At 36.8% G+C, this 21,219-nt stretch carries 13 protein-coding genes; 10 read left to right on the forward strand and 3 right to left on the reverse strand.

Going from position 1 to position 21,219, the window contains the following annotated elements:
• Positions 1-28: 28 nt before the first annotated feature.
• The 3 genes from M0214_RS10185 to M0214_RS10195 form a co-directional block, all read right to left on the reverse strand.
• Positions 29-760, reverse strand: a complete 732-nt coding sequence (locus M0214_RS10185) for a ThuA domain-containing protein (RefSeq protein ID WP_248722462.1) — start codon at positions 758-760, stop codon at positions 29-31.
• A gap of 130 nt (positions 761-890) precedes the next feature.
• A complete protein-coding gene (locus tag M0214_RS10190; protein ID WP_248722463.1) occupies positions 891-1,856 on the reverse strand; it encodes a hypothetical protein in 966 nt (321 codons plus the stop codon).
• A gap of 119 nt (positions 1,857-1,975) precedes the next feature.
• Positions 1,976-2,845 (reverse strand): hypothetical protein, encoded by an 870-nt coding sequence (locus M0214_RS10195; protein WP_248722464.1) that lies wholly within the window; start codon positions 2,843-2,845, stop codon positions 1,976-1,978.
• Between the two features lie 300 nt (positions 2,846-3,145).
• Between M0214_RS10195 and M0214_RS10200 the strand changes: the two genes are divergently transcribed.
• The 10 genes from M0214_RS10200 (at position 3,146) to M0214_RS10245 (ending at position 21,034) form a co-directional block, all read left to right on the forward strand.
• Positions 3,146-6,196 carry a TonB-dependent receptor gene (locus M0214_RS10200; protein WP_248722465.1) on the forward strand — a complete coding sequence of 1,017 codons (3,051 nt, stop codon included), beginning with the start codon at positions 3,146-3,148 and terminating at the stop codon, positions 6,194-6,196.
• Positions 6,197-6,209: 13 nt separating this feature from the next.
• Positions 6,210-7,796: a RagB/SusD family nutrient uptake outer membrane protein gene (locus M0214_RS10205; protein ID WP_248722466.1), complete on the forward strand. Its 1,587-nt coding sequence runs from the start codon at positions 6,210-6,212 to the stop codon at positions 7,794-7,796.
• Between the two features lie 228 nt (positions 7,797-8,024).
• Complete coding sequence (locus tag M0214_RS10210) at positions 8,025-9,434, forward strand: cellulase family glycosylhydrolase (protein ID WP_248722467.1); 1,410 nt, start codon at positions 8,025-8,027, stop codon at positions 9,432-9,434.
• Between the two features lie 24 nt (positions 9,435-9,458).
• On the forward strand, positions 9,459-11,633 hold the full coding sequence (locus M0214_RS10215; protein ID WP_248722468.1) for a beta-xylosidase: 2,175 nt from the start codon (positions 9,459-9,461) through the stop codon (positions 11,631-11,633).
• Positions 11,634-11,707: 74 nt separating this feature from the next.
• Positions 11,708-13,609 carry a hypothetical protein gene (locus M0214_RS10220; RefSeq protein ID WP_248722469.1) on the forward strand — a complete coding sequence of 634 codons (1,902 nt, stop codon included), beginning with the start codon at positions 11,708-11,710 and terminating at the stop codon, positions 13,607-13,609.
• 321 nt (positions 13,610-13,930) lie between these two features.
• Positions 13,931-14,245, forward strand: coding sequence for an L-rhamnose mutarotase (rhaM, locus tag M0214_RS10225; RefSeq protein ID WP_248722470.1), 315 nt, complete (start codon positions 13,931-13,933; stop codon positions 14,243-14,245).
• Positions 14,246-14,390: 145 nt separating this feature from the next.
• Entirely contained in the window at positions 14,391-15,167 is a 777-nt protein-coding gene (locus M0214_RS10230) for a T9SS type A sorting domain-containing protein (protein WP_248722471.1), read from the forward strand.
• Between the two features lie 306 nt (positions 15,168-15,473).
• Positions 15,474-17,972: a BNR-4 repeat-containing protein gene (locus tag M0214_RS10235; RefSeq protein ID WP_248722472.1), complete on the forward strand. Its 2,499-nt coding sequence runs from the start codon at positions 15,474-15,476 to the stop codon at positions 17,970-17,972.
• 160 nt (positions 17,973-18,132) lie between these two features.
• Positions 18,133-20,319, forward strand: coding sequence for a BNR-4 repeat-containing protein (locus M0214_RS10240; RefSeq protein ID WP_248722473.1), 2,187 nt, complete (start codon positions 18,133-18,135; stop codon positions 20,317-20,319).
• A gap of 1 nt (position 20,320) precedes the next feature.
• Entirely contained in the window at positions 20,321-21,034 is a 714-nt protein-coding gene (locus M0214_RS10245) for a fibronectin type III domain-containing protein (protein ID WP_248722474.1), read from the forward strand.
• Positions 21,035-21,219: the final 185 nt, after the last annotated feature.

Raw genomic sequence — 21,219 nt, forward strand, 5'->3', positions numbered from 1 at the left:
GATATAAGTTGATTTACTAGGACTTTAACTACTCTTTTTTACTAACCCAATGTATGGCTCCAATGATATGTTTTCTGAATATAATATCATCATAAATCTCAGGCCTATGTCCTAGTTGCGTTTGAAAAACACGACTACCTTCAAATATGTGGTACCACGCTATCGGATGGTCTCCCATGGTCATATCTTTACCGTGAAAATTCTTCATTTCTATGGAGTCTTCGTTTAGAGAAATAAGTACATTTACATCTCCCCTGGGTGTCTTGTTCAAAGAATACCATTCGTCCTCCCAAACCATACTTCCTTTTTTTAAGTGTTTTGTAGCTGGGTGTGTGTTATCTTCAATAGTTATTTTTCCTTTTTGAACACCAGAATGACCAATAAACCTAGCACCTATTAAATTACCAAACCAAGGCCAATTTAATTCAGTAACGGTTGCAGAATGGATTCCTATAAATCCCTTACCAGATTTAATATAATTTCTAAAGGCTTCCTTTTGGTTGTTATCCAAAATATCTTTATTGGTAAGGAGAAAAACGACAACGTCAAATTTATTTAAAATGTCTGTTGTAAAAAAAGAAGCGTTTTCAGTAAAAGTACATTTCCATCCGTTTTCTTCACCCATCTCAACAAAACTTTTTATGGCATTAGGTAAACAGGCATGACGGTAATGCCCTGTTTTAGTGAATACCAATACGTTTTGACTAGTAGCAGAAAAGTAAAGGCTAAAAATAGCTAAGGTTAGTATTAGTGTTCTCATATCAAAAGTTTAATAAACTATGAATTTATATTGAAGTTTTTAAAATACTGTCCTGTTGTGGTGGATGTTATGTTAGAAAAAAAACGAGGACATCGGCGTCCTCGTTTTTTTTATATATTTATAATATTATTTATTTCTCTTCTTTGGTATAAGTAGTATTAGCCCATCTAATTTGAGCTCTTCCTCCTTTTACACGATAAGCGCCATATCTAATGCCAGACTCTGTACCGCGTTCCGGTTCAGGGATATTCCAATTAAAAGGTGTTCCACCAATTACAGCATTACAATAGTGTATTTTTTTTGTGGCATCATTTGGGTCGGCTTTGAAACCTACCTCTAGTTCAAAGGTGGTTTCCTCATTTTTCTTTATATTCTTTAAGAATACAACTTCCCTGCCTGTACTTCCTGTTCCTCCACGAGTTAAGATACGCTCAGCATAAATATCGAAAGATACTTGTTTGCCGGAATCTGCTCCTGTGCCAAATACAGGTTTTGCCAAGTATAGACAAATCGCGGGGTCGGCAGAACCACCACCACCAGTATGTTTCCCTTTAGCTTGAATAATGTAGCTGCCAGTACTTCCAAAACTTGACGTGTTTCCAACTTCAAGAATTCTAACAATTCCTGTAAACCTGGCAAAACTTCCAATTCCGGTTGCTTGAGATCTCGATAAAGAACGTTCGATTCTAGGTTGTAAGCCGTTAGTGTCTAAATGGTTGGAGTTGTGCGTAATGTTATAAACACCCCAAGTTTTTCCGTTGTATGTACTTTCTGAATAGTTGGCATAACAGCTTCTATCATCTATGGTACCTACATTTGAGGCGTTTGGTAAATCATCTGATGTTCTGGAAGCATTAGTACCTTCATTAGTACATGTTACAATCGGGCCCATGTCCTCATCGATTTCTTCTTCCTGTGAGGTTTCCTCTTCTGGAGTGGTTTCTTCTGGGGGTGTTTCTTCCTCAACGAATGCCTCTTCTTCAGCTACCTCTTCGGGTTCGGGAGCTGGGGCATCAGAAGAACAAGAATAAAATACACCAAAAGCAATAAAGGATAACAATAGAATGCTCCGGTAAATGAGATGTCTTTTTTTCATAGCAATAACAGTTTTTTTGTGTAAATCTACTTTAATAGGTCGGTTTACCCGTCCTGTCCTTTCCTGATAAAGAGGATTTGTGAATTCTTTAATGTAAATTTAAAGATGTATTGTTATGATTAGTTTTTCTTAACGTAATCCTCTAGTATACTTTTTACAACTTCCATGTTTCCGGCTTGTAAACCATCATTTACATTCGCGCCAGTAATCCAGTAAAGTACCATACCGGCATCAGAGCAATCCCATTTACCTTTCTGAAACTTAACAACGTTATCTATTTCTGCTATATTGCCTATGGTCCAGATTAATCGTATTCTTGGGTCATCATGGTCTTTTGCCCAGTCCCACTTATAATGGTCTAATTTTAAATTGATGTTTTGGTCTGGTATACGTACTTCTTCCACTCCGAAATCAAGTATCTCTTGCCAAGTGTAGAAATCACCAGCATTATCGTTAGCAGGATGATGTGTTACTACTTTTACAAATTTGTGTTTTTCTTTAGGCGTCTTTTTTAGGGCCATACCAATAATGTCTGGTTCTCCTGCCTCGATAATCCATAGTGGGTCATCTTCAGTAGAAGCGTTTATAGCCCAGCATAAATCGTTAATGGTTTCCTCTTTTTGCCAAATGGCATCGAAAAAAGTTAGCTGTTCAAATCCACCCCAACGTCGTGCTGTCATGTCACAGGCAACTTGCATGAGGTGATGACGCTCTTTTTCTGCTTTCTCAGATATTCTGTCATCTCTAACTAAGTCGCAACTATGGGAATAGTGAACCAATCGGTCTTCTAGTCCGCTAGCTCTAAGTAGGGCAATGGTAACAGCGGTGCCGCCCAAATCGTCTGGGTCTGGAGAATTCCCGTCAGCTACAACAGCAATTCGACCTTTAGGAGGAGCGATATCTTGTGCAGTAGAGGCACAACTAAAAAGTATAAGGGCTGTAAAAATGAAATATATCCTTTTAGATAAGAAGTGTTTTAAATGATTCATTTGAGTAATATTATATTAAACTATATATAAGCAAATGCTAAAGGTATAGAAGTAGGGTTTACTGTTTAACCTGTTGTATCCTGTTAATACAGAATAATGAAGTTTCTTATAAGTTTATCAAGATATAAGAATTTGTTTTCGTTAAATTAAAGTGTTGATAATTAGGTTTATAGTTTTTTAAAAGACTCTTTTTAAGATCTAAATGTCTTAAACAGCACAGAGCATAACAGGAAGTACAGGATACACGTTAAGATTTTATAAAATATTTTGCCGTTCTATTAACAAATTAACTAAATATTTATGAATTTAAAAACTACAGTAAACAGAGCCGCTGGAATTAGGCAGGCTCTTGTGGGTGCATTTATGATTTTGTTCTGTGTGGCAATGTCTAGCGCTCAATCAGTAAAGGGTACCGTTACCGCCGACGGTCAACCACTTCCGGGAGCTACAGTAGTAGTGAAAGGAACAACAACTGGAACAAGTACGGATTTTGATGGTAATTATACCATTAATGCCGATGCTAACAGTACACTTGTTTTTTCCTATGTAGGTTATGCTTCTAAAGAGGTAGTGGTAGGAAGCCAAACAGAAATTAATGTGGAACTAGAAGCAGATAACGCACTTGATGAAGTTGTTGTTATTGGTTATGGTACACAAAGAAAATCTGACTTAACAGGTTCTGTGTCTTCAGTAAGCGCAGAAGATCTTACAGTCGTTCCTGTTGCTAGGGTAGACCAAGCCTTACAAGGTAGAGCAACTGGGGTTCAGGTTACTCAAGTAAGTGGTGCGCCAGGAGCAGGTACTGTAATTCGTGTTCGTGGTGGTAATTCTATTACCGGTAGTAATGAGCCACTTTGGGTAATTGATGGTATTGTTGTAGGTACCAACTTTAACCTGAATAATATTAACAGTAACGATATTCAGTCTATCGAAATCCTAAAAGATGCATCTTCCATTGCCATTTATGGTTCGAGAGGAGCAAACGGTGTTGTGTTGGTAACTACAAAAAGTGGTAGAGGTGCTGGTACTGGAAAACCTCAAGTAAGTGTTAATGTATACACCAGTTCTCAGATGGTGCCAGAATTGCCACATATGTTAACACAGGAAGAGCAAATCGAATATACAAACGAAGATGCTACATTTAGAAATACTGCAATTCCATTTCCAAATGATCCTTCTACCTATCCTGATAATGATTGGTTTGATTTGATTATGGGTACTTCACCTATTTATAGTGCAGATGTGTCGATTTCTGGATCTACTGATAACTTAAACTACTATAATTCTATTAGTTATTTTAATCAAGATGGTATCGTTAAGAGTTCTGGTCTTGAAAGGTTTATTTTCAGATCCAATTTAGATTACACGCTTAGTGATAAATTAAAGGCTGGATTTAGAGTAAATTACTCTAGAATTAATCAAGATAACGGTGTTGTTGGTTTTGGTAATGCTTTTGGAACACTTAGAACACAACCAATATTTAATGATGATGGTACTTACAATGGATTCAACGATGTAATTGGTGCGCCATTTAACAACCCGTTAGCTGCTATTGAATTAAATACTAATGAGACATTTACAAATAATTTATTAGCAACAGCTTACTTAGAGTACAGCCCTGTAAAGAACTTGGTTATCCGTTCTACATTCAGTCCTGAATTTAATAATATTAAGCAAAACAGATTTAATTCCAGTCAGTTACCAGGTCTTTTAGCAACAGATGTGCCAGACGGAGGAGAAGCTAGTGTAAGATCAGTTGCCAGCACGGGTTGGAATAACGAAAATACTATTCAGTATACTACAGATTTTAATGAAGATCATAGTTTAGTTGCCTTGGCTGGAGCCTCTTTCCAAAAAGTGTCAGTTGAAACGGCCATTGCTAGAGCCTTTGGTATTACGAGTGATGCTACAGGATTTAATAATCTAGGTTTTTCAGACCCTGCAAGGGCGAATATTGAAAGTGATTATGATGGATTTCAGATAGCATCTTTCTTCGGAAGAATCAACTATACCTTTAAAGATAAGTACCTATTAACATTGGTTGGAAGAACCGATGGTAGTTCGCGTTTTGCGCCAGGTAATAAATATGAGTTCTATCCGTCTATAGCAGGAGCTTGGAAAGTTTCTGAAGAACCATTTATGCAAAATCAAAATGTATTCCAAGATTTAAAGTTAAGAGCGAGTTGGGGTAAATCCGGTAATCAAGCTATTGAAGCCTACAGAACTTTAGGGCTTTTAACTGAAGCTAATACTACATTGGGAGGTACTGAACTACCTGGTCTAACTATTGGTAGACCAGCAAACCCTAACTTACAATGGGAAACAACAAGTTCTTACGATATTGCTTTAGAAGCCTCATTGTTTGGTGGTAAGATTTTTACAGAGTTTAACTATTACTACAAAAAGACGAATGATTTATTATTAGACGTAACCATTCCTAGACAGACTGGGTTTACTAGCCAGTTACAAAATGTTGGTTCTTTAGAAAATAAAGGATGGGAGTTAATGGTTAACTCAACAAATATTAACAAAGGAGACTTTACTTGGGGGTCTACAGTGACTTTATCGTCTAATGAGAATAAAATATTAGACCTTGGCGGTGCAGAATTCATTGATGTAACTGTAGATGAAATTTTAGGTTCAGACAATACACGTTTAATAGTAGGTGAATCTGTACCAACATTTACTGGTGCTAGATATTTAGGTACTTGGAAAAGTCAAGCAGAGATTGATGCATCCGGGTTCACAGGTCCTGCTACCGTTGGTGGAGCTAGATTTGAAGATATAAATGGAGATGGTATCATCTCAACTGAAGATTATGTAGTAGCTGGTGACCCTACTCCAGATTTAATATTTGGTGTTGAAAATAATTTCTCTTACAAAAATTGGGATTTGTCATTTTATTTCCAAGGAACAGTAGGTAACGAAGTATTTAACTTGCTAATGCGTAATAACTACTTCGCTAGAGGAGAAGCTACAAAATTTGGGGATATAGCAGATCGTTGGATACAAGGTGTAAATGAAACCTCAGATATTCCAAGAGCAGGTACTGATACAGTAGGAGGTATACCGCCAAACACTGAGTATATAGAGGATGGTTCCCACTTACGTTTAAGATCAGTAAGGTTAGCTTATAATGTACCAGTTGATAGCTGGGGATTAAATGGTGTTAAAAATGCTACAATTTATTTTTCAGGAAGTAATTTGTTACTTTTATCTAGTACACGTTTAATTGATCCAGAAGCTAGTAGGTTTGGAAGAACTGGTTTAGGTAATATTGCACAGGGTTACTTAAGTGGTCAGTACCCTAATCCACGTATTCTAACTTTAGGCCTTAACGTAACATTTTAAAAAAAAATAGATTATGAAAACAAAACAGATATTTTTATACGTCTTCATGATTTTCTCATGTTTTGCATGTGAGGAGTTTTTAGAAGAAGAGCCGAGAGCATTAATCTCTCCAGAAACGTTCTTAGCATCGGCAAGTGATGCGAAGACATTTATAAATGGTTATTATGCCATCTTAAAAAATAACTCCATTTATGGTCAGATTGGATTAGATCATTTTTACGATAACGGGTGTGATATTATTGAACCAAATCGTATAGCAAATTTTGTAGCTGGTATTTCTAACTATGAAATGAATGAAGCTATTGCAGATAGGTCTGTTCAAAAGATGAGTGTATCTGATACTTGGAAAGATTTTTATAGAATCATATTGAATACCAATACATTGATTTCTAGGATTGCAGATAATGAAAATATATCTCAAGCAGAACGTACAGATTTTGTTGCTGATGCAAGGTTTGTAAGAGCATTATGCTATTGGCATATTACAAACCTTTGGGGTGATGCACCTTTCTACACAGAAGTACTTACACTTGAGGAAATAGGAGCTTTAGGAAGAACAGATGAGGATATTATTTTAGATGCCGTGTTAGATGATTTAGAATTTGCTCAGGCAAATTTGAAGAATGAATATACAGGAGAAGAAGCCGGGCGAGCTTCAAGGTGGGCAGCTGCTTTAATAGAAGCTAAAATCCATATGCAGAGGAGAAACTGGCAAGCAGGATTAGATAAATGTTTAGAAATTATCAATCAATCGCCTCATCAGTTATTACCAACATATGCAGAAGTTTTTGATCCTAATAATGAATATAATGCCGAGATCATCTGGTCTTTAGACTTTGCAAAAGATATCAGAGGACAGTTTGAAGAAGGTGTGCTTAGAGCAGATGGGACTTTGCCTGGATTTGCAGGTAATGGTAACTGGAGAGCAAGTATGTTTAATCCTCGTTTAAGGGATGAGCCTAGAAACAATGACGATAGAGATGCTTTAATTGCAGCTTTAGCGGCAAATGGTGAGGCAATGAATGGTACAGGATTGCAAGTAGCATCAAAGGATTTTGCTGAAAAATTCCCATTGAATGATTTAAGAAGGCCACTAAATGTGAACGATCAATATGAAGGAATACAATTAAATTTTCCTTACATGCCTAAATTCATGAATTTAAATTTGGCTACGTCACCTCGTTTTAACCACTCAGATAACAGAATGGTATTCCGTCTTGCTGATATTTATTTAATGGCAGCTGAATGTGAAAATGAATTGAATGGCCCAACAAATGCTTATCAATATATTCATGCTGTTAGAGAGCGAGCTTATGCTACTCAGGCTGAGTGGGAATTAGTAGGACTTTCTCAGCAACAGTTTAGAGAAGCTATTTACGATGAGCGTAAATGGGAGTTAGCAGGTGAAGCTTGGAGAAGATATGATTTAATTAGATGGGGTATTTTATTGGATGTGGTTCAAAACTTAGAATATCGTTTTTGGGATCCAGCATCTAATATAAAGCCTTGGCACGTAAAACTGCCTATTCCTTTACAGGAAATAATTAACAACCCAGCATTGTTAGAGTCAGATCCAACAAACAACGGGTATAGACAATAGTGAGTTTTTGAATTGTTTAGTTTTAACGAGCCGGAAGATTTTCTTTCGGCTTGTTTTTTTATGCATAAATCTATTTTAGTAATAAGTTTAAGTAGCTTGTTAAATGAATTTAGATATTTATACAGTATGGTGCAGGATACGTTAAAAGTTAAATCGCAATATTTTTACTTAGCTGTGTAAATGAATAATAGATCTCATTTTGTTCTATAACAGAAACTAGTGTAAAATATGTGTAGCATAAGTGATTTAAGATTTCTTTTAAGTATTCTATTACTTTCATTTGCTTTTAGCGCGTCTTCACAAATTAAACACGGATTATATGATGCTCAAGGGAGACATATAGTACCTAGAGGTTTTGTTATCAATACAAACGATCATGCTGGCGAAGTCTTTTTCAATTCCAATGATTATTCTCGTATGGTCAAGATGGGGGCTAACACACAAGTTGTTAGGTTAGAATTGGGGAAGTTAAGTGATTTTCCGGGTGGAAAATTAGAGCCAAAATATTTATTAAAGCTCGACTCCCTCGTAAATTATGGAAAATATAGAGGCATAAAAACGGTTTTTAAAATGACCGTTTATGGAATAGAGAAGTTTGTATGGGAACACTTTTGGCTAAACAAAAAAAATGAACACAAAACGTATATCGATGCTTGGAAGGTAATTTGGAATAGGTATTCTAATAATATTTCTGTTTTGGGATATGATGTCGTCAATGAGCCTAGAAAGTTATCCATGGACATTACATACAAAAAACTAACCGATAATTATCTCATTCCATTATACCGAAAGATAATTGACGAGAGTCAAAAAATAAACCCTAACAAAAAGATTCTTTTGCAATCTATTTTTATGAACAAAGGCGAGGCAATTGATAATAATCAATATGCAGAAATAACTACTCCTGTTAATAGAAAAAACATAATTTTTGCGCCACATATCTATCAAGATAAAATAGAGTATATTGAGCCTGTTATGAATCGTTTCGATAAAGAATCTGATATGCTTGAGGCACCTATACTTATTGGTGAATGGGGGTTTCCAACCTTTGCTTCTACAGATACCTTAATTGACGGAAGGTTAGGGCAATTAAAATATAGAGCGCTTTACATTAAAACAGCAGAGGTTTTCGATAAAATGGGTGTGGGCTCTATTAAGGCTTGGTTTTTAGGAAACAGATCTATGCAAAACTTCTTACCCGGAGGACCGTCTACATGGGCCATTTTTAGTGATAAAACTGATGCTGGAACTGTAGAAAGAAAATATATAACCGATATTATATCCCGACCTTTTCCACAGGCTATTGCTGGGAGAATACATTCCTTTTTATTTAACCACGCAACAAGAACACTTCATCTAAAAATAAAAGCCGATAACTCCAAAGGTGCTTCAGAGATTTTTGTTGGAGCAGATAGACATTATCCAGATGGGTTTTCTGTCGTAATAAATGAAGATTTTATAATGTACTATAACCCTTTAAAAAATGTTGGATTAGAGGTCTATAAATGTCCAGAGAATGGTAATCCTTCAGATTTTATTTGGGATTCTAGTACACAAAAACTTATAATTTTAAAATGGCCAGAGGGTCAACAAAACTTTAATATTGAAATAGTTCCAGGAATACGGAATTTTGACTAATTGATAATTACATATATTTAATAAATGAGAAAAATTGTATTTGTAGGCTTGTTAGCATTGGCCTTAGTATGTTGTAAAACAGAACCTTCAAAAGAAAAATCTTCAAATCCTAAAGACGCTGAAATTGCCCAAAAAGTTGACGCGCTTCTTGCTCAAATGACACTAGAAGAAAAAATTGCAGAAATGACACAGGATGCTCCAGCCAATGAACGATTGGGTATTCCTGTCATGAAATATGGAGAAGCATTACACGGATTATGGCTTGTTTTAGATTATTATGGCAATACAACAGTGTATCCACAAGCCGTAGCTTGTGCTTCAACCTGGGAACCTGAACTCATAAAGAAAATGGCTTCCCAGACAGCACTGGAAGCTCGTGCTTTAGGAGTTACACATTGTTATTCTCCCAACTTAGATGTTTATGCTGGAGACGCTCGTTATGGTCGTGTTGAAGAGTCCTATGGTGAAGATCCTTATTTGGTTTCACGCATGGGAGTAGCCTTTATTCAAGGGTTACAAGGTATGGGCGATGAGCAATTTGATGAAAATCATGTTATTGCAACCGCTAAACATTTTGTGGGATACCCCGAAAACAGGCGTGGTATCAATGGCGGATTTAGTGATATGTCTGAACGTCGTTTACGTGAGGTTTACCTGCCATCGTTCGAAGCGGCAGTAAAAGAAGCCCAGGTCGGCTGCGTTATGCCTGGTCACCAAGATTTTAACGGTGTGCCTTGTCATATGAATACTTGGTTATTAAACGACATCTTACGAGATGAGCTAGGTTTTGATGGTTTTATTGTTTCTGACAATAATGATGTTGGACGATTAGAAACGATGCATTTTATTGCCGAAACCAGAACTAAAGCAGCTATCTTAGGATTAAAAGCAGGTGTTGATATGGACTTGGTGATTGGTAAAAACGAAAAACTGGCAACGTATCACGCTAATGTTTTGATGGATACCGTTACTCAGGATCCTTCATTGATGAAGTACATAGACAAGGCTGTATCACGTAACTTAACCGCAAAATATAAGTTAGGCTTGTTCGATGCAGAACCAAAAGAAATTGATGAGGAAACTGTAAATGCAGGTCGTGATGAACATCGTGAGTTTGCATTGGAGATGGCGGAAAAATCGATCATTATGTTGAAAAATGATAATGATCTCTTACCTCTTGATATATCAAAAATAAAATCATTAGCCGTGATTGGTCCAAATGCCCATGAAAAACGACCTAAAAAAGGAACCTATAAACTATTGGGTGGATATTCAGGGTTACCACCATATTATGTGTCTGTTTTAGATGGTTTAAAAAAGAAAGTTGGCGACAATGTTAAAATAAATTTCGCCAAAGGTTGTGATATAGATAGCTTTTCAAAAGAAGGGTTTCCAGCGGCTGTTGCTGCAGCAAAAAAATCTGACGCTGTTGTTTTAGTTGTGGGGAGCTCGCACAAAACATGCGGTGAAGGCGGCGATCGTTCGGATTTAGATTTATATGGCGTTCAAAAAGATTTAGTGAAGTTGATACACAAAACAGGAAAACCGGTAATTGTTGTACTTATAAATGGTCGTCCATTGAGTATAAATTATATTGCTGAAAACATACCGTCTGTACTTGAAACATGGTATGGTGGTATGCATGCGGGTGATGCTGTTGCAAATGTTCTTTTTGGAGATGTTAACCCCGGTGGTAAACTAACCATGTCTTTTCCACGCTCTGTAGGACAGGTGCCCGTAACGTATTTAGAACGTCCAGACTTTATAGGTTCTGGAAAAGGAAAGTATCGATTTAGTGATAAATCACCATTGTTTCCATTTGGTTATGGGTTAAGTTACACTTCATTTAAAATATCTGAGCCAAAACTTCAAGATGATACTATTGCTCCCGATGGAAGTACAACGGTTTCTGTTGAGGTAACAAACACTGGAGAAAGAGAAGGGGATGAAGTAGTACAATTATATGTGCGTGACGATTTTGCTTCGGTAGGTAGATATTTAAAATTATTGAAAGGCTTTGAGCGTATTAGCCTAAAACCTGGTGAAACAAAAACCGTTAGCTTTAATCTTGGATTTGATGAATTAAATCTGTTGGATAAGGATCTGGTTAAAGTTGTGGAACCTGGCACATTTACTATTTCTGTTGGTACATCCTCTTCAGAAAAAGATTTACAAAAAGTATCGCTATTAGTGAAGTAGTGCTTTAATTCTTTGTTAACCTAAAGTGTTTTGTAACTAATTATTGATTGATAACTAAATAAAAATTCATTTTAATGAAATATACCGCTAAAGTCTTTTTTAATGAGATGCCGGTAGCTAAGATCTTGATGATTTTTGTTCTTACATTACAATTTGGTGTTTTGTCTGCACAGCTTCAGGAAAAGCCGGTCTTAAAATTAAAAATAGAGGGTAAGCATCTTTTTGTTGAAGCGATGTTTCCCGATAATATCAGACAATTTGAGCTTCGTATTGAAAGTTCTCGGAATACGTCTATAAGCAGGTTTTCTTCTGTTTCACAGTTTGACCCAGATAGTTTAAATCGCAAGAAATTCTATAACAAGACAGATCATGAAACTTGGTTTCCTGTTATTGACATTAATCCAGAGCAGGGAATGGAAGGTGTATTCGTTTTTAAAGACAATCCCACAGGGACTTACACATTTGGTGGGCCTTATTTCGATGATACGCATGAACTAAAAAAACAAATTATTGTTCCTTCGGGTAGGTTGGAGCATTGGGAAAACTCCTTGCGAGTAAGTTCAAAGCAAATTGAAGTAGAGCACTTTTATTTAAGAAAAACGTATCCGGTATTGTTGAAAGAATTTAGACATGACATAGACTTGCTCTCAGAAGATTGGAGTGGTAGTGTAAGTATATTTATCGATGGTGAAGACGGACCTTATGAGTTTGCTAGAAAAACTATTGCTCCTGAAAATACAGCATGGAAACATGATGAACTGGAACAGCTTTTGGGTGAAGGTTTGTCAAAAAAACGTTTGATAACTTCGTTAGAAGCGGTAATAGACAATGGTTTAAGACGACAAAATTTAAATCCAGATAGCCCAACTTACGGCTCCTTTTTCACTTTTTACGATTTAGATGCGCGACTTCATCGCTCGGCTTACTGGTTGTGGGGAGGTTCCCCAATTGTAAAGATGGTTTTAGATGCTATTAAAATACCGGAAATCGCCAGTAAATATGACACAGAAGAGCTTATTCAACGTATGGATGCGGTAGGTAAACTTTATTTAAAGTATCAGGTTCGAGAAGAAAACCATCCCTCTCGAGGATCATTTTTGGTAATTTGGCTTAGGTCGCCAAGTGGATATGAAAAATGGGTAGGAACATCAGATTCCGGAATTATGTATAAATGGGCTTTGGCGCCTCTGTTTGAAACAACTGGAGATAGTGCTTATGTAGAAGCAGCCAATTTTTGGAACACCGAAAAGGGAAAGTTGATAGAACAGCACGATATCCTACCTCACAACTATTTATACGATATAAATAAGTTCCATAAAAATATTTTAGATGAAACTGGTTGGGATCCTGAAGGACACAGTGTTTTTTATAAGATTACTGGAGACGAAAACTTTAAAGAAGTCGCTAAACAATATATGGACAAGCATATGCCTAAATTTCAAAACGATAACGGTCTTTGGAATAGAAGCTGGTCCTTAGAAAAAAATAAGGCTGTGCCACCTCTTAAAATGACTCGAGGAACCGGTTGGACTATGGAAGGTATGTTGGCAATGAACGAAATGTTTCCCAATACTATTTATCTGGATTATGCCATAAAAATAGCAGATCAGCTAGTTGGTAATCAAAATCCTGATGGCTCTTGGAATTTTGTTTTCGATTCCCGTGAAGGTGACAGAACAGCAATTCCAACAGACAAAGGAACACCTTTGTGGAGTTTACTCATGTACAGACTATACGAAACCACCAACAACGTTAAGTATTTAGAGTCTGCAAGAAAAGCACTTACATGGTGTCTTGAAAATCAATACCTTGGACCAGATCCAGAAGCTATTGGTAGTATCGTAGGTAGAACCAACGCATCTATGGTTGGATACCGCTTTTATTTCGATGCTACTTGTGCCTATTCAACAGGTTTCTTCGGTTTGGCTATTTTGAAAGAACTAGAACAGCAAGAAAAGGAATTGAATAAAAACTAAATCTTTAGATTATAAGTTTTATATAAAAAAAACAGAGGTAATGGCCTCTGTTTTTTTCATATTTATACAATAAATTGTTTTTTGATTAATGTTTGAAAATACAAAAACAAGCATAGTGTATAGATATTTTTGCAAAAAAATTGATCATATCATTATTAAAGCAGTAAAATCATTCGTTTGTAAAAGGTTAGTGTGAAGACATATTAAGTGTCATTTGCTTAAGCAGAAAACAGAAAACAATGATTACATTAGCTCACATAATTATATTAACTCAAAACTATTTCCAGTCTTGGAATATGTTTTTTAAAAAAGGTTTTACTTATGCAAAGACTAGCATTTAAGATGAAATTGAACAAAGGGCAAAAAGAGGCTTACAAAAAGCGTCATGACGAATTGTGGCCCGAACTAAAACAGTTATTAAAAGACAATGGTGTAAGTGAATATTCTATTTTTTTAGATGAAGAAACCAGTACCTTATTCGCTTTCCAAAAAGTTTCTGGTGATGGTGGTTCGCAAGATTTGGCCGATAACCCCATTGTAAAAAAATGGTGGGATTTTATGGCAGATATCATGGAGGTAAACCCAGATAATTCTCCAGTCTCTAAGTCTTTAGAGGAGTTGTTTTTTATGGAGTAGCATGAAGGTTTTTTCTTAATTTGTTGAATTTGTACTATTTACATGTTTGTTTTTTTAAAAATTACCAGACAGTACAGGATACTATGTTCTTCTTTGTGTGGTAAATTTCAAAGATCAAAACAATTAATTAATACATTAAAACATTATGAAAAAAATTACTTTATTCATGGCAGCAATTTTACTGTTGTCAACGATTTCAATTCAAGCTCAATCATCATGGTCCAATACTGTTGGTGTTTACAAAATAAAAGTGGTTGGGGAAAACTTATATGTAACGCTTAATACTGCTACTGGAGTTATAACTTATGAAGCAGGATTACCAGGAAATGATGACAAACAATTATTTGAGATTGATAACCATCCATCTGGAACCAATTATTCTATAAAGTCTGTTATTTCAGGTCAAGGTGTAGCAGAAGCAGTTGATACAGGTGATACTACTCCAAATTTAGAATGCAGAGGTAATAATGCCGCTGCATCAGGACAACAAGATCAATGGAATCTGGGTAGAAATTCTGGTACAGGAATGTATCTATGGAGTGATGATACTGGTACTACATGGTCTGGGGCAGCTAGAAGAAGAGTTTTTGGTACACCTGCAGCAGCTGGTCTGGTAAGATGCAGTGCTTCAAGCGATGTAGCATTTGAGTATGAATTTATTAGTACCTTAAGCGCTGATTCGTTTGACTCAAGCTCAGTTTTTGTGTCTAATCCTTCTAGCAACAGATTAAATATTAAAGGTTTAACTTCAACTATAAACAAAATTAATGTTTACTCTTTATTAGGACAACCAGTTTTAGTAAGAGAGTTAAAAGGTGAAAGAAATTTAAATCTAGATATTAGTTCTTTATCTAATGGTGTTTACGTTGTTAATTTTGTTACCGAAAACGGTAGTTTCACAAAGAAAATTGTGAAGCAATAGCAAATACCTAAAATAAATTAAAAAAACACCCATTCTTGTGTAAGGAATGGGTGTTTTTTTTGACCAATATTTTTTAAAGAAACGTCCCATTAATTACATAGTGTATCCTTAGGTCATACAGTATACTAATTATAACAAGGTGATGGTTGGCTTGAGTGTTTTTGTTGATATAGTGTTCATAAAATCAGTGTGTTGGGTTGTTTCTTACAGGATGATACATGATAGATAATTTGGTATATTTGTTTAAAATTACAAACTATTTTCGCTCGCTAAAGTGGAAATAAGCTATGTGAAAAGAAAAAGTTTATGAAAACAAGTGTCATTCAAAAAGGTGTTTCGCATCTATTTGAAAAAAAACTCCCTCAACTTTTACTGTGTGCTATTTTGGGTTTTTCTCAATTTACTTCCTCTCAAGTCGTGTTGGAAGATGAAGTTAAAATTACCGATATTGGGCTACATTTTAATGGTAGTAAAGTTACAAGTGGCGCTTCGAATACCGGAGATAACGCACCTTACGATTATTTTTTTGGTCGTAATATTTCAGCGCATGGCGATTGTGTAAAAACATTTGGAAATTATGTTTTCATGACATGGTATCGCGGTGGAAAAGGTGACCGCCACGTTATGTTAACCCGATACAACACCAATACAGGTACAATGGCTACCATCGAATTTCCACACAGGCACACTGGTTATCAAAATAGATATTGGATTGGGGAATCTCATAATACTATTGCAATTGGGATTAGCCCGATAGATGGTACCATACATTTGTTATACGACATGCATGCCTATAGTGCCTCAAAACCTTCTAATGGAAGTCTTGCTAATGATTATTTTAGATACTCCTATTCGGTCCCTAATGCCGTATCATTATCGGATTCCGATTTTACACTAGATAAGTTTGTTCAAAACAGTAGCGGAGGTTACAAGCATTTGAGAATGCCCGGAAGTGCTCCTCAGTCAGAATTTGTAGCGCTAACCTATCCGCAATTCTTTTTAAACGACGCAGGAGATTTGTTCATGTACATGCGCGAAGGTGGAAATAACAATGGTATGTACAAGTTTACAAAATATAGCGCTAGTACAGGTACTTGGTCTAATTTTACAGATTTTAATGTACTCAATGCTAAGAGTCGCCCAGGTGTTACTTACAACTGGGGGCTGTATGGTAACATGAAATACGTAAATGGCAAAATTAGAATAGGGTTCCAGCGTAGATCCGCCAACAATAATGATAAGTACCAGTATCAAAATGGTGTATACTATGCATATTCAGATAATCAAGATGGTGTAGGTGGTTGGAAAAACCACCAAGGGCAAAGTTTTAGTACACCTTTATATGATGCAGATTTCATAAAAGTTATGGAGCCAGGTGATTATGTACAAACAACACAAACCAGTAAGGTACACATTGTGGGGAGTTTTGATTGGACGGTTACAGAGAAAGGAGATGTACATATCATTAGTAGAGTCAAGGATAATCAATATAACGTTACTAAATTTTTACATACTTACAGACCTGCCGGAGCCTCAAGTTTTATTACTTCAGAAGATTTTGCAGGTGCTGGTGCGATTTATACGGCTGGAGATGATATTTTCATAATAACCTTAAAGAATAGTAGGGTTTTTATACAAAAGGCTCAGGGTGGTACAAATAATTTCACTACGGTTTACCATGCTACCTCTGGAAAAACTTTCGATCATGGTCGTGTTCACATTAGTAATGGGAAGGTTTATTACTATCTCATGGAAAAGAAATCGGGCAATGCTCAACCTTTATATCTTCAGATAATAGGTTTAGATATCGATATACCTCCTTTTAGATTGACTTTAACTTCGCCTTCCAATGGTGCGTCTTTTATGCTAGGAGAGACAATTCCTGTATCTGCTAATGCGTTTTATGATAATGGAAGTGTTACAAAAGTGGAATTTAAGGTAAATGATGCCCTTTTAGGTGAGGATAATACAGCACCTTATTCTTTAAATTGGACACCTTCTGCTGAAGGGGAATATACGGTTCAAGCTATTGCATATAACTCTGACAATGAAATATTAGCTTCTAATGTACATACGGTAAATGTAGAAGTCAATGATCCTACAGATTTATCGGGAAAAATTTATCGATTAAAAAATGTTGCTACTGGAAAGTATTTAAGAGCGCCTAGTGGGCAAAGTACACTTTACGAAAGTGATTATGTTCAAGGGCAAGACGATTTGGAGTTTACGTTTTTAGACACGCAATATGGCGGTAAGGATTATTACATTATTGACCCAAAGCTAAGAGGTGTGTTAAGAGCAACTGGATCTGCTTTTTCTACGCCGTATGCAGTAATAAGTAGTTCTGCAGAACCACCTAACCAAGATTCTGATAAAGTATGGACTGTGCATTATAACGAAGTAGAGGCTAATTACAGATTAGAGGCTAGAGAATCAGGTAGGTTTTTGTATCAAGGAACCAATGGAACATTTTACAATCATTTAAACAGTTCGATGACTGATATAGATAGATCTAAATGGATTTTAGAATCTACCACTTTAAGTACAGAAGGACTGGAAGAAAATATCTTTACATTTAAAGTTTTCCCAAACCCTGCAACAAACAATTTTACTTTAGTATTCAATAGGATTTTTAAAGGTAATGTGATTATTAGTGATATGCTCGGTAAAATCATTTATCGTACAGAGGTTAGTGGCGTTAAAATGGAAATCAATAATAATGGTCGTTTTGCTCCGGGTCTCTACTTTATTAAGGTTATTGGAGATGAACAATCACAGGAACATTCTAAATTACTAATTAAATAAAACAAAGATAAAGTACAGTGCTGTAATTGTTGAACATAAAAGGAGTTTGTGAAAAAGTAACTCCGAAATCATACAGAACGGTACAGGATACTTTTTTTAAGTAAAAGTCGTAACTTAGTGCAGTTATTTACTAAACTAAATAATTAAGAAAAATTAAACTATGAAAAAAAATTTTACTCTTCCCATAGAGAGGTGTTTATGTACCCTATTGTTCTTAGCACTTTTCTCGTCAGTCCCGTCTCAAGCTCAAGTTGTTCTAGAGAACGAGATTAAGATTACCGATTTCGGTTTACATTTTGATGGTTCTAAGGTTACTGGTGGAGCTGCAAACTCTGGTGATAATGCACCTTACGATTATTTCTTTGGTAGAAATATTTCTGCCCATGGAGATGCTATTAAAACCTATGGTATTTATGTTTTTATGACTTGGTACAGAGGTGGCAAAAATGACCGACATGTCATGTTAACCAGATACAATACAATTACAGGTACAATGGCCACAATTGAGTTTCCTCATAGACATACGGGGTATCAAAATCGATACTGGATTGGTGAGTCTCACAACACCATCGCAGTGGGCATCAGTCCTTTAGACGGCACAATTCATTTGTTGTACGATATGCATGCTTACAGTCCTACAAAACCATCCGATGGTAGTTTGGCTAATGATTATTTTAGATATTCATATTCTGTCAAAGATGCTGCTTCGTTGCCTGATGCCGATTTTACCTTAGATAAATTTGTTACAAATGGTACAGGAGGATATAAGCATTTGAGAATGCCAGGGATTGCCCCACAATCTGAATTTCGTGCATTAACATACCCAAGATTCTTCCAAAATGATGGTGGTGAGACTTTTATGCTCATGCGTGAAGGTGGAAATAACAATGGGATGTTTAAGTTTATAAAATATGATGCCAATACTGGAGAGTGGGGTAACTTCATAGATTTTAATAGATTAAATGCAAGAAGTCAACCAGGGATTGAATTTAATTGGGGACTTTACGGTGATATGAAATATGTAAACGGAAAGTTTCGCCTTGGTTTTCAACGTAGGTCTTCAAACAATAATGATAAATATCTATACCAAAACGGGGTGTATTATGCCTATTCAGATGATCAAACGGCTGCTACAGGTTGGAAAAATCATAAAGGTGAATCTTTTAGTCTGCCATTATGGGATGCCGATTTTATTAAAGTTATGGAACCAGGAGATTACGTAGAGACAACAAACCCAAATAGAGTGCGCATTGTAGGAGGTTTTGATTGGACAGTTACTGCAAATGGTGATGTACATATTAAGAGTCAGGTACGAGATTTGGATAATAACGTTACTAAAAACTTACATACCTATAAACCAGCTGGTGCTTCAGAGTTTATAACTACAGAACAATCGATAGCTGGATCTTTTTACACATCAGGGGCTAATGTTTATACAGTAGGTTTAAATAACGGTAGGGTTGTTGTATATAAAGCAGAAGGCGGAACTGATAATTTTGAGAAGGTTTATGAGGCTACTACAGGAAGACGTTTCGATCATGGTGTTGTTCACATAGAAAATGGTAAGGCATACTACTACTTAATGGAAGACAAATCGGGAAGTGCACAACCATTGTATTTACAAATCATAGATTTAGGCATCGTCGAGAGGGACCCCACGGCGTCCAACAATTTCACTATACAGTCCGTTGGGGAGAGCTGTGCGGGGATGAACAACGGTAAGTTGGTCATCAACGGACTGGCATCTCACGATTTTACTACGAGAATAAACAACCAAGACTACAGATTCAATAAGGGTACGACCATAGATGGCCTTGCCCCAGGTATTTACGATTTCTGTATCGATGTTGTGGGCGAGGATTACAGCCATTGCTATCAGGTAGAGATTGCCGGAGGCGTAAGCCTAACGGGAAAGCTGGCCTTGGAGAAACAATCACTGGCAGTATCGGTAGATACTGGAGCGCCACCGTATACGGTCTACAAGAACGGCGTAGAGGTCCTGGAGACCTACCAGTCGAACTTTGACCTTAGCGTAGCGCACGGTGACAATGTTGAGGTAAAGGCCAAGGATGCCTGCCAGGGCGTAATGAGCAAGACCATCAACCTTTTGGAGGATCTAAGGGCGTACCCGAACCCATCTGACGGTTCGTTCGAGGTCTATATGCCCAGCAGTCTGGAATCGGTTAGTTTGGAGGTGTATAACATCCACTCCCAACTTATCGACGTAAAGACGGTGCAAACAAATTCGGGAAGGGTACGTTTCGACATCACCGATAAGCCCAATGGTATTTATTTTGTGAAGGTGAACTTGGATAAGCCAGTATTTATTAAATTAATAAAAAAGTAAGATGAAAAAGGTATATTTATATTTAGCGGTAATGGTAAGTGTTTTAATGTCTTGCAGCAGTGGCGGTGACGGCGATGGAGGCGGACCTGACCCAGGCCCCGACCCTGTGAACACGGCGCCTACGGTACCCAGTCAGGTGTACCCATTGAGCAATACGTTGTGTATCAACAATAGCGTTGTGTTCGAGTGGATGGCCTCGACCGATAAGGAGGGCAACCCTATAAGCTATAGGATACAGGTATCCGAGCAGAGCGATTTCTCTACCATGGCACACGATGTAACGAGTTCGTCGACCTCAAGGGTGATAACCCTTGAAAAGGGGAAGGCGTATTACTGGCGTGTAAGGTCTCGAGACAGCAAGGGTGAGGAGAGTGCGTTTTCCGGAGTGAGCAATTTCCTGACCGAGGGAGACGGGGTATCGAACCATCTACCGTTTGCACCGAGCTTGGTAGGTCCTGAGCTTAACTCTGAGGTCGATGGTACGAGTACGACATTGAGCTGGACGGCGAGCGATGTGGACAATGATGACCTGACCTTCGATGTGTACCTGGACACGAACAGCGACCCGGTAACTAAGGTATCAGAGAACCAGGCGGAGACAACTTACAGTGCTACGGGGTTGACGGCATCTATGACGTACTACTTCAAGGTGGTTGTCAAGGATGGCAACGGTGGCGTTACCATCGGACAGGTTTGGAGTTTTTCTACTAAATAATAGTATATTCTCAATAAATAAAGTAAGACTAAAGATCAGTAGTTTGTTCTGTTATAAGATTCGGTTACGTTTTTACTGCTAATAGGTGTAAAATGTATTTTTGTCTACTTTTTTGGGAACTTTGTTTATGCTGCAAGTGTTAATTTTGTTAGTTAAATAAGTTTTTGAAAATAGTCCAAATGCTT

Source organism: Seonamhaeicola sp. ML3, from assembly GCF_023273855.1.
Taxonomy (GTDB): Bacteria; Bacteroidota; Bacteroidia; order Flavobacteriales; family Flavobacteriaceae; genus Seonamhaeicola.

Excerpts from the sequence above, each read along its gene's own strand:
- M0214_RS10205 (WP_248722466.1), top strand. The coding sequence starts at position 6,210 with ATGAAAACAAAACAGATATTTTTATACGTCTTCATGATTTTCTCATGT.
- M0214_RS10200 (WP_248722465.1), top strand. The coding sequence starts at position 3,146 with ATGAATTTAAAAACTACAGTAAACAGAGCCGCTGGAATTAGGCAGGCT.
- M0214_RS10210 (WP_248722467.1), top strand. The coding sequence starts at position 8,025 with ATGTGTAGCATAAGTGATTTAAGATTTCTTTTAAGTATTCTATTACTT.
- M0214_RS10215 (WP_248722468.1), top strand. The coding sequence starts at position 9,459 with ATGAGAAAAATTGTATTTGTAGGCTTGTTAGCATTGGCCTTAGTATGT.
- M0214_RS10240 (WP_248722473.1), top strand. The coding sequence starts at position 18,133 with ATGAAAAAAAATTTTACTCTTCCCATAGAGAGGTGTTTATGTACCCTA.
- M0214_RS10235 (WP_248722472.1), top strand. The coding sequence starts at position 15,474 with ATGAAAACAAGTGTCATTCAAAAAGGTGTTTCGCATCTATTTGAAAAA.
- M0214_RS10245 (WP_248722474.1), top strand. The coding sequence starts at position 20,321 with ATGAAAAAGGTATATTTATATTTAGCGGTAATGGTAAGTGTTTTAATG.
- M0214_RS10195 (WP_248722464.1), bottom strand. The coding sequence starts at position 2,845 with ATGAATCATTTAAAACACTTCTTATCTAAAAGGATATATTTCATTTTT.
- M0214_RS10220 (WP_248722469.1), top strand. The coding sequence starts at position 11,708 with ATGAAATATACCGCTAAAGTCTTTTTTAATGAGATGCCGGTAGCTAAG.
- M0214_RS10185 (WP_248722462.1), bottom strand. The coding sequence starts at position 760 with ATGAGAACACTAATACTAACCTTAGCTATTTTTAGCCTTTACTTTTCT.
- M0214_RS10190 (WP_248722463.1), bottom strand. The coding sequence starts at position 1,856 with ATGAAAAAAAGACATCTCATTTACCGGAGCATTCTATTGTTATCCTTT.
- M0214_RS10230 (WP_248722471.1), top strand. The coding sequence starts at position 14,391 with ATGAAAAAAATTACTTTATTCATGGCAGCAATTTTACTGTTGTCAACG.
- rhaM (WP_248722470.1), top strand. The coding sequence starts at position 13,931 with ATGCAAAGACTAGCATTTAAGATGAAATTGAACAAAGGGCAAAAAGAG.